Genomic DNA, 7,654 nt, shown 5'->3' with positions numbered 1-7,654 from the left:
GCCAGGTCGTACGGAGTCTTCGCCGCGCGGGAGCCGACGATGAAGGCGAACCCGGCGTCCTCCAGCGCGAGCAGGTTGGCCGCGGACAGCATCCCGGCGTCGGCGACGACGATCATGTCGGTCACGTTGTGAGCGTTCTGGAACTCCTTCAGCACCGGGATCAACGTCTTCGTCTCGGCCTTGTTGCCCTCGAAGAGGTGCACAGCCAGCGGGAACCCGCCGGGGTCGCACAGCAGGCCGACGGTCACTTGAGGGTCGACGCGTCGTTCCTTGCTCATCCCCACCTTGCGCAGCCCGTCCTCCTTCGGCGTCTCGAAGTGCAGCGTCGTCAGGTCGTACAACACTGCGGCCAGGCGCCCGGTGGGGGCGGCGTGGGCGTAGCAGGCGGCGCCGAGCTGGTCGCGGTAGTTGCGCTCGACGACCCGGGACAGGCAGCGCATGAACGTCTCCCTCGTGCGCGAGGGCACACCGAGTTCCTCCAGCACCCGCACCGTGTCGGCCTTGGACGTCGGCTCGATGATCCGAGCCAGGACGAGCTGCTTGAACGCCTCGTCGCCCAGGGCGTCGAAGCCGAGGTCGGCGTAGACCCGCTCAAGGGCCTGCCACAGCACACGCGAGGACGTGCTGGCGACCGTGGCCTGCATCCCCGTCGCGACCGCAGTCGCAGCAGAGGGACCGCCAGGGTCGAGGGGCAGCAGTTCCTGGCCGGCGTGCAACCGCTCGTGCGCGATCGCCTCCAGCAGCGCCAGCTCGGCGTCAGTACGGGCCGAGCCGACGTGGTCGATGCCCAGGACTCGCCGTCCGCGCTTGTGCATGATCTGCACGGCTGTCGCGCCCGAGGCGGTCGTCACCTTGCGCACGAACGAGCCCACCGGGCAAGGCTACCCACCCAAGACCCTGTGATTAGTCACACCCTGCAACACGAAGCCGCAGGTCAGGGCTGGCCACTACCGCAAAATCCGGGGCAACGTCACAACTCAGGTCCGAATCTGATCGTTGAGGTCTTGCGGCAGACCGTGCGCCCGCCGGTCGTGAGGAGGCGTGACCGCTGCTGGGATGACGTGCCCCCAGATCGTTCGGGTGAGCACTTGACCATTAGATCGCCGGAAGTCCTCCTCCACGCTGCTGAGCAAGGGCCGCAACGAGGTGCAGGAGGAGAAGGCGATGTTGTTCGTAGGTGATGACTGGGCCGAGGACCACCACGACGTCGAGCTCGTCGACGACCAGGGACGGATGCTGGCGCGAAGACGCCTGCCCGAGGGGCTCGTCGGGGTGACCAAGCTGCACGCCCTGGTCGCCGAGCACGCACCGCAGGAGTGGGCCGACCTGGACCCGGCCGAGGCGGCCGCCCAGGTGATGGTCGGTATCGAGACCGACCGCGGTCCGTGGGTCGGAGCGCTGGTCGCGGCCGGGTACACCGTGTATGCGCTGAATCCGAAGTCGGTCGCCCGGTACCGGGAGCGGCACTCCACCTCGGGGGCGAAGTCGGACACCGCCGATGCGCACCTGCTGGCTGAGATCGTCCGCCTGGACCGCGCCCACCACCGCCCGGTCGCCGGTGACAGCGCCACCGGTGAGGCGGTCAAGGTCACCGCCCGGGCCCACCAGTCGATGATCTGGGACCGGACCCGGCACGTGCTGCGCCTGCGCGCGGCGCTGCGGGACTTCTTCCCCGCCGCTCTGGCCGCGTTCGAGGACCTGGATGAGCCGGACACCCTGGCGCTGCTGGCGCAGGCGCCGGACCCGGACAGCGCCTCGAGGCTGTCGAAGGCCAAGATCGTCCGCGCCCTGACCGCGGCGAACCGGCGCGACGTAACCGCCCGTGCCGAGAAGATCCGGCACGTCCTGACCGCACCCGAGCTGCGGCAACCGGGCCCGATCCAGGACGCCTATGCCGCGATCGTGACCTCCGAGGTCGCGCTCATCACCGTGCTGAACGCCCAGGTCGAGGCCCTCGGGCAGGTGGTGGCCGAGCATTTTGGCCGGCACCGGGACGCTGACATCTACACCAGCCTGCCAGGCCTCGGTGTGATCCTCGGTGCCCGGATCCTCGGCGAGTTCGGCGACGACCCCCACCGCTACGCCGACGCCAAGTGCCGCAAGGCCTACGCCGGCACCGCACCCATCACCAGAGCCTCAGGCACCCGAAAAGTGGTCCTGGCCAGGTACGCCCGCAACCGGCGCCTCGGCGACGCCTTGCAGCAGTGGGCGTTCTGCTCCATGCGCGGCTCAGCCGGCGCCCGCGCCTACTACAAGGCCCTCCGGAGACGAGGCGTCGGCCACCAAGCCGCCCTGCGCCAGCTCGCCAACCGCTGGGTCGGCATCCTCCACGGCTGCCTACGCGACCGCACCTTCTACGACGAGAACACCGCCTGGCAACAACACCTCAACAAGGCCGCTTGACAGAACCAGAACCTGGGATGTCTGCCGCGAGTCGCGCGCTACTTGGCACAAGCCCAGCGGGCAAGCGCTGATCGTGCCAGTTTGAGCGCTCCCGGCGTGCAATCTTCGCTGCATCTCGACAGCTGTCGAGATGCAGCGATCTCTGTCGAGATGCAGCCAATGTTGCGCAGCGACGTCTCGATTCCAAGAATCATCTGAAGTTATGTGTCTCTGGTTGTGCGCTACTGCTGTGCGGGAGCGTGCGTACGCAACTGCTTGGTGCTTGAGGAATGTCTGTCCTGACTCCTCCGCACCCGGAGGCGTCAGGTTTGCAGGGTGCGACGCTCAGGCACCATAGGCCTCGATCATCTCCTGACGGGTGGGAGGCCGCGCCCCTGCGCGGGAGACGGTGATCGCCGCTGCCCGCCCTGCGTGCACCAGCAACCGCGCAGCGTCGTCCCGCGACAACGCGGCGAGCTGCGCCCGTCGGTGGGCACTCAGCAGGTTCTGTGCCCAGAGCCCGTCGATGAGACCAGCGGAGAAGGTGTCACCGGCCCCGATCGTGTCCACCACGGTGGCCGGCTCAGCGGGCACCTGCAGCAAAGTCTGCCTGGTCGCGGCCAGTGCTCCGTTCTCGCCGTCGGTGATGACCACTAGATACGGGCCCGCCTGCGACCACCGGCGGACGACCTCCTCGGCTGACGAGCCGGGGTAGAGCCAGGCGATGTCCTCGGTCGAGGCCTTGACGACGTCGGACAGCCCGACCAGTCGCTCCACCAGGGGACGAACCCGATCGACCGGGCCCATGATCCCGGCTCTGGTGTTTGGGTCATAGCTGATGGTGGCTCGGTCTCGGGTCCGTTGCATGTAGTCGGCGACCTTCGCACCACCGGGCGGCGTCACGGTGCCCATCGAGCTGGCGTGGACGACCAGCGGCGTCATCGGGGCTGCCTCGATCGCCACGTCCCAGTCCAGGTTGAACTGGTAGGAGGCGACACCCTGCGTGTCCAGTGTCGCGACGGCCGTCGACGTCGGGCTTGACGGCACCACCGACTTTGGGAGCAGGTCCACGCCGCAGGCACGCAGATGCTCACGCAGCACCGCTCCTCGGTCGTCCTCACCCATTCGGGTCAAGAAGTCCACCGGGCGATCCAACCGTCCCAGAGCAACAGCCACGTTCAGAGCACTGCCTCCAGCGTGCTCCTCGGTGACCGATCCCTGCTGGACCACATCGATTAGCGCCTCGCCGACAACGACTGCTCGTCCATCCATACCGTCATCCTGGCCCAACTGAGCCGCCGCGTGCCGACCAATCGCGACTCGCGTCTGGTGTTCGGCCGGGCCGATCCCCTGCTCCCAGGAGGCTGACAGTCTGGCCGGGCGGCGGTCTGCTTCAGTCTTGTCTATCGACTGCAAGGTCTCCCCGTCGAAGCGCGGCCCACCTCAGACCGGCCGCGGGAGCTTCCCGGCGCGCGCCCGGTCCAGCACGTAGTCTCGGAACAGTCGGGCCGCCGGGAGCATGCGCCGCTGCGGGGCCCAGCTCAGCCCCACCTCCCGTGTCGCGCTCCGGTCCGTCAGCGCCAGGACGTGCAGGCCCGCCACGGGTGCCGCGACCGACCCGCCCCACAGGGCGGGTGCGATGGCTACGCCCAGGCCCGCTGCGACATATCCCCGCAAGGTGGGGAGGTCATCGGCGACGAAAGCGACGTACGGCTCGAACTGCGCCTCGACGCACATCTGTTCGCACTGCCGGCGCAGCAACGAGGTCGGCTTGATCATGACGAACGGCTCATCGGCGACCTGGCTCAGCGCGACCTCGTCGGTGCCGCTAAGGCGGTGATCGGGTCCGACCAGCAGGCGTAGGGGCTCCACTGTCAGGACCCTCCACTGAGGATGTTCGGGGCCTTGAGGTGGTCGCAACGTGGACAACTCGACGTCCACGTCGCTGCGAGGCCCGACCTCAGGCATGGTCTCGTCCGACTTCGTGCGCAGGTCGAGGCGGATCTGCGGGTGCTCAGCGTGAAAGTTGCTGACCAAGTCCGGGACCAGCCAGGTGCCGAAGGATGGTTGGAAAGAAATGGTCACCGTGCCCCGCTCGGGGTCCAAGATCTGCTGCACGGCCGCGATGCCGTCGTCGAGGTGATGCAGGACCGCGTCCACGTGCCCCTTGAACGCCGACCCGGCGTGCGTCAGCCGCAGCACCCGCCCCTCACGTCGCAACAAGGGTGTGCCCACCTCCAGCTCGAGCCGTCTCATTGCCCGGGACACCGCAGGCTGCGAGATCGCCTCGATCTCGCTCACTTCGGTCACCGTCACACCATCGGCAACGAGTTGGAACCACCGCAGCGTCTCAGTCTCCACACCTATGACGTTAGCGTATGGGTCACCTGTCTAGGCGGCATTGGAAGTATGGGTTAGGTTCCGCCACTATGGAGACATGGCCAAATTCATGTACCGCCTCCTGACCGGCTCTCCCCGCGACACCATGGCCTTCCCGGCCACCCGCGGCGCCACCATCGTCGAGTGGCCCGCCAGGCTCACCCAGCGCTGAGCGCGTGACTGACAGGCGCTGAGTGAGGCTCAGCACCCGGTCAGTCACCGGATCAGCTACCCCAGCAGGTCCGGATCCCGAACTCCACGCGCCGCGACTCCACCCCGTCTATCGGGTCGTCGCTGACCAGCTCGCTCCCCGTGTCCAGAATTCCATTGGGCGCCTCGCCCTCTCGCACCGCCGCAGTGATCGCCCGGACACCCTCACGGGCCATGTTCTGCGGATACTGCGTCGCAGTGGCGTCGATGTCCCCGGGCCGCACGGCCTCGCGCATCGCGCGGCACCCACCGTCCACCGAGACCAGGACTACCTCGTCCAGGTCAGCCTCGGCAGCTTCGAGTGCTGCCAGGGCTCCAAGCGCGGCCGGCTCGTTCACCGTGTAGACCACGTTGATGCCTGGGTGCTCGGCGAGCAACTGGGTCATCACGACCGCGGCGTTGTCCCGGTCACCCTGCGTGTCGACCGAGGCCACGATCGCCGGATCGTCCTCGCTGAGCCCGAAGCCGTCGAGGAACCCCATCCGCCGCAGCTCCCCGGAGCTGATGTCCTCAGACAGGTTGAGCATGGCCACCTGTGGATCCAGCCCGAGGTCGTCGACCTTCGCGGCGGCATACTCCCCGATCGAACGGCCCGCCGCCTCGTTGTCCGTGGCGAAAAAGGCGTCCACCGCCTCCGGCGGATCGACCGGGGTGTCCAACGCGATCACCAGCACCCCGGCGTCCCGTGCCTCCTGGATCGACGGCAGTAGGGCCACCGGGTCGGTCGGCGCGATCAGGATGCCGTCGACCCCGTCGGCCACCATGTCCGCCAGTGCCGCCTCCTGCGATGCGACGTCGGTGTCGCTGGTGCCGGTGGCCGTGATCAGGTCGACGTCCAGCTCGTCGGCCGTCTCCTGCGCGACGTCCCTCATCGAGACCCAGTAGGGGTTCTCCTCCTGCTTCGTGATCAGTCCCACCGAGACCGGCTCCTGCTCATCGCCGGTGCAGCCCGCCAGGGTGAGGCCGGAGAGCACCGTGCCCACCGTGATCCACGTGCGTGCGTGCATACCGATCGCCACCCTTCAGGCCCGCGCCGTCGCGGCGCCAGCCGCCGGACGGGTGCTCTTCAGCGCGAACAGTGCGTATGCCGCGACCGCCGCCAGACAGATTCCCGGCACGATGTAGCCCATCGCCGATCCGGCCGCATCCATCACGGCCGCATGCACCATCGGAACCAGCGCACCGCCGAGGATGGCCATGACCAGACCGGCCGAGCCGAACTTGGCGTCTGTGCCTAGCCCCTGCAGCGAGAGGCCGTAGATGGTCGGGAACATGAGCGACAGCGAGGCCGAGATGGCCACCACTGCGATCAGCCCGACGATGTTGAGGAAGAAGATGGACGTCAGGCAGCAGATCACGCCGAAGGCCGCCATGATCAGCAGCAGCAGAGCCGGCCGGAAGATCCCCAGCAGGTAGGTCATCACGAAGCGGGAGACCAGGAAGAGGATCAGGCTCGCCTGCAGCCACCAGCCGGCCTCGCCGGGTGAGGTCCCGGCGACGTCCTGGGCATACAGGATGGTGAAGGTCCAGGTGCACGTCTGGGCCGCGACGTTGAAGAACTGGGCCACCACGCCGTAGCGGTAGTGCCGGTTCGACCAGAGGCGCCCGAACGTGCCACCGCTACCGCCGGTAAGGTCGACCGGCGTCGGCGCGCTGGGCAACTCCATCTTGCGGAAGGCGATGAGCAGCCAGATGAGCACCAGGAGCCCGGCAATCACCAGGTAGGGCTGCAGCACCAACCCTAGATCGGACTTGGTGGCGGCGAGAAGCTCGTCCTCGCTCATGATGGTCTTGCTCTCCTCCGGCGTCAGGTCCGGCAGGATGAGGATGGCGCCCATCAGCACACCGACGTTGGCGCCGACCGGGTTGAAAGACTGCGCGAGGTTCAGGCGCTGGGTGGCACTGGCCTCCTCACCCATACCGATGACGAAGGGGTTGGCCGAGGTCTCCAGAATGGACAGACCTGCGGCCAGGACGAAGAGGGCCAGCAGGAACATCTCGTAGGCAAGCAGATTGCTGGCCGGGATGAAGAGGAACCCACCCACCGCCGCGAGCGCCAGCCCCACCAGGACGCCAGCCTTGAAGCCGAACCGGGCGTTGATGAACGCAGCCGGGATCGCCAGCAAGAAATAGGCGCCGTAGTAGGCAAACTGGACCAGCGAGGACTGGAAGTTCGACATATCGAAGATGCCTCGGAAGACCCCGACCAGGATGTCGGTCAGGTTTGCGGCCATCCCCCAGGCGGCAAAGCACAAGATGAGCAGAATGAACGGGACACGCAGGTGGCGGGCCACCAAGGGAGCCTTGCGCTCGGCGGTGTCCAGCGGCGTCGTTGCCATCGCACCCTTTCATGACGTTGCGTCAACTGCGAAGTGGGGGCAGTCTAGCCCCTCTCCATCTACCGAGGTGGCGCACAGATGGAGTGTGTATCGATCGTCCCTCCCGAGCCGACCCCCACACCTACGGGCCGTGCGCACCGTGATGATGTGAGGCGGCGCTACCTTGCACAGCACCCCCGGGAAACCCTGATCGTGCACGGTTGACCGGGGACGGCTACGCAGAGTTCGCTGCATCTCGACAGATGCCGTGCCCGAGGGACTCTCTGGCCCTAGGGCTCCGTGGGTGGTCGCGCTCCACCGTGAGGCACGGGCCGGAGGTCGCTACCCTCGTCCCATCTCGGACT

At 67.5% G+C, this 7,654-nt stretch carries 6 protein-coding genes; 1 reads left to right on the top strand and 5 read right to left on the bottom strand.

Annotation, left to right across the window (positions count from 1 at the left end; genetic code table 11):
- Positions 1–872 (bottom strand): IS1634 family transposase (locus ACTMMA_RS06675; protein WP_441189331.1); only part of this gene is annotated, 872 nt, incomplete at its 3' end.
- A gap of 292 nt (positions 873–1,164) precedes the next feature.
- Here ACTMMA_RS06675 and ACTMMA_RS06670 point away from each other — a divergent pair.
- Positions 1,165–2,403, top strand: coding sequence for an IS110 family RNA-guided transposase (locus ACTMMA_RS06670; protein WP_441189330.1), 1,239 nt, complete (start codon positions 1,165–1,167; stop codon positions 2,401–2,403).
- Between the two features lie 324 nt (positions 2,404–2,727).
- Here ACTMMA_RS06670 and ACTMMA_RS06665 read toward each other — a convergent pair whose 3' ends face one another.
- From ACTMMA_RS06665 to fucP, 4 genes are all read right to left on the bottom strand, one after another.
- Entirely contained in the window at positions 2,728–3,654 is a 927-nt protein-coding gene (locus ACTMMA_RS06665; RefSeq protein ID WP_441189329.1) for a carbohydrate kinase family protein, read from the bottom strand.
- A 171-nt stretch (positions 3,655–3,825) separates the two neighbouring features.
- Positions 3,826–4,743 carry a LysR substrate-binding domain-containing protein gene (locus ACTMMA_RS06660; RefSeq protein ID WP_441189328.1) on the bottom strand — a complete coding sequence of 306 codons (918 nt, stop codon included), beginning with the start codon at positions 4,741–4,743 and terminating at the stop codon, positions 3,826–3,828.
- A gap of 242 nt (positions 4,744–4,985) precedes the next feature.
- Positions 4,986–5,978, bottom strand: coding sequence for a substrate-binding domain-containing protein (locus tag ACTMMA_RS06655; RefSeq protein WP_441189327.1), 993 nt, complete (start codon positions 5,976–5,978; stop codon positions 4,986–4,988).
- Positions 5,979–5,993: 15 nt separating this feature from the next.
- Complete coding sequence (fucP, locus tag ACTMMA_RS06650) at positions 5,994–7,310, bottom strand: L-fucose:H+ symporter permease (RefSeq protein WP_441189326.1); 1,317 nt, start codon at positions 7,308–7,310, stop codon at positions 5,994–5,996.
- Between the last annotated feature and the right edge of the window lie 344 nt (positions 7,311–7,654).

Origin of the sequence: Ornithinimicrobium panacihumi (genome assembly GCF_052073805.1) — a bacterium.
Taxonomy (GTDB): Bacteria; Actinomycetota; Actinomycetes; order Actinomycetales; family Dermatophilaceae; genus Ornithinicoccus; species Ornithinicoccus panacihumi.
The sequence above is the reverse complement of the archived record's forward strand: the minus strand, read 5'-3'. Positions and strand labels throughout refer to the sequence as shown.

Coding starts and splice junctions, on each gene's coding strand:
- ACTMMA_RS06670 (WP_441189330.1), top strand. CDS start 1,165: ATGTTGTTCGTAGGTGATGACTGGGCCGAGGACCACCACGACGTCGAG.
- ACTMMA_RS06665 (WP_441189329.1), bottom strand. CDS start 3,654: ATGGATGGACGAGCAGTCGTTGTCGGCGAGGCGCTAATCGATGTGGTC.
- ACTMMA_RS06655 (WP_441189327.1), bottom strand. CDS start 5,978: ATGCACGCACGCACGTGGATCACGGTGGGCACGGTGCTCTCCGGCCTC.
- fucP (WP_441189326.1), bottom strand. CDS start 7,310: ATGGCAACGACGCCGCTGGACACCGCCGAGCGCAAGGCTCCCTTGGTG.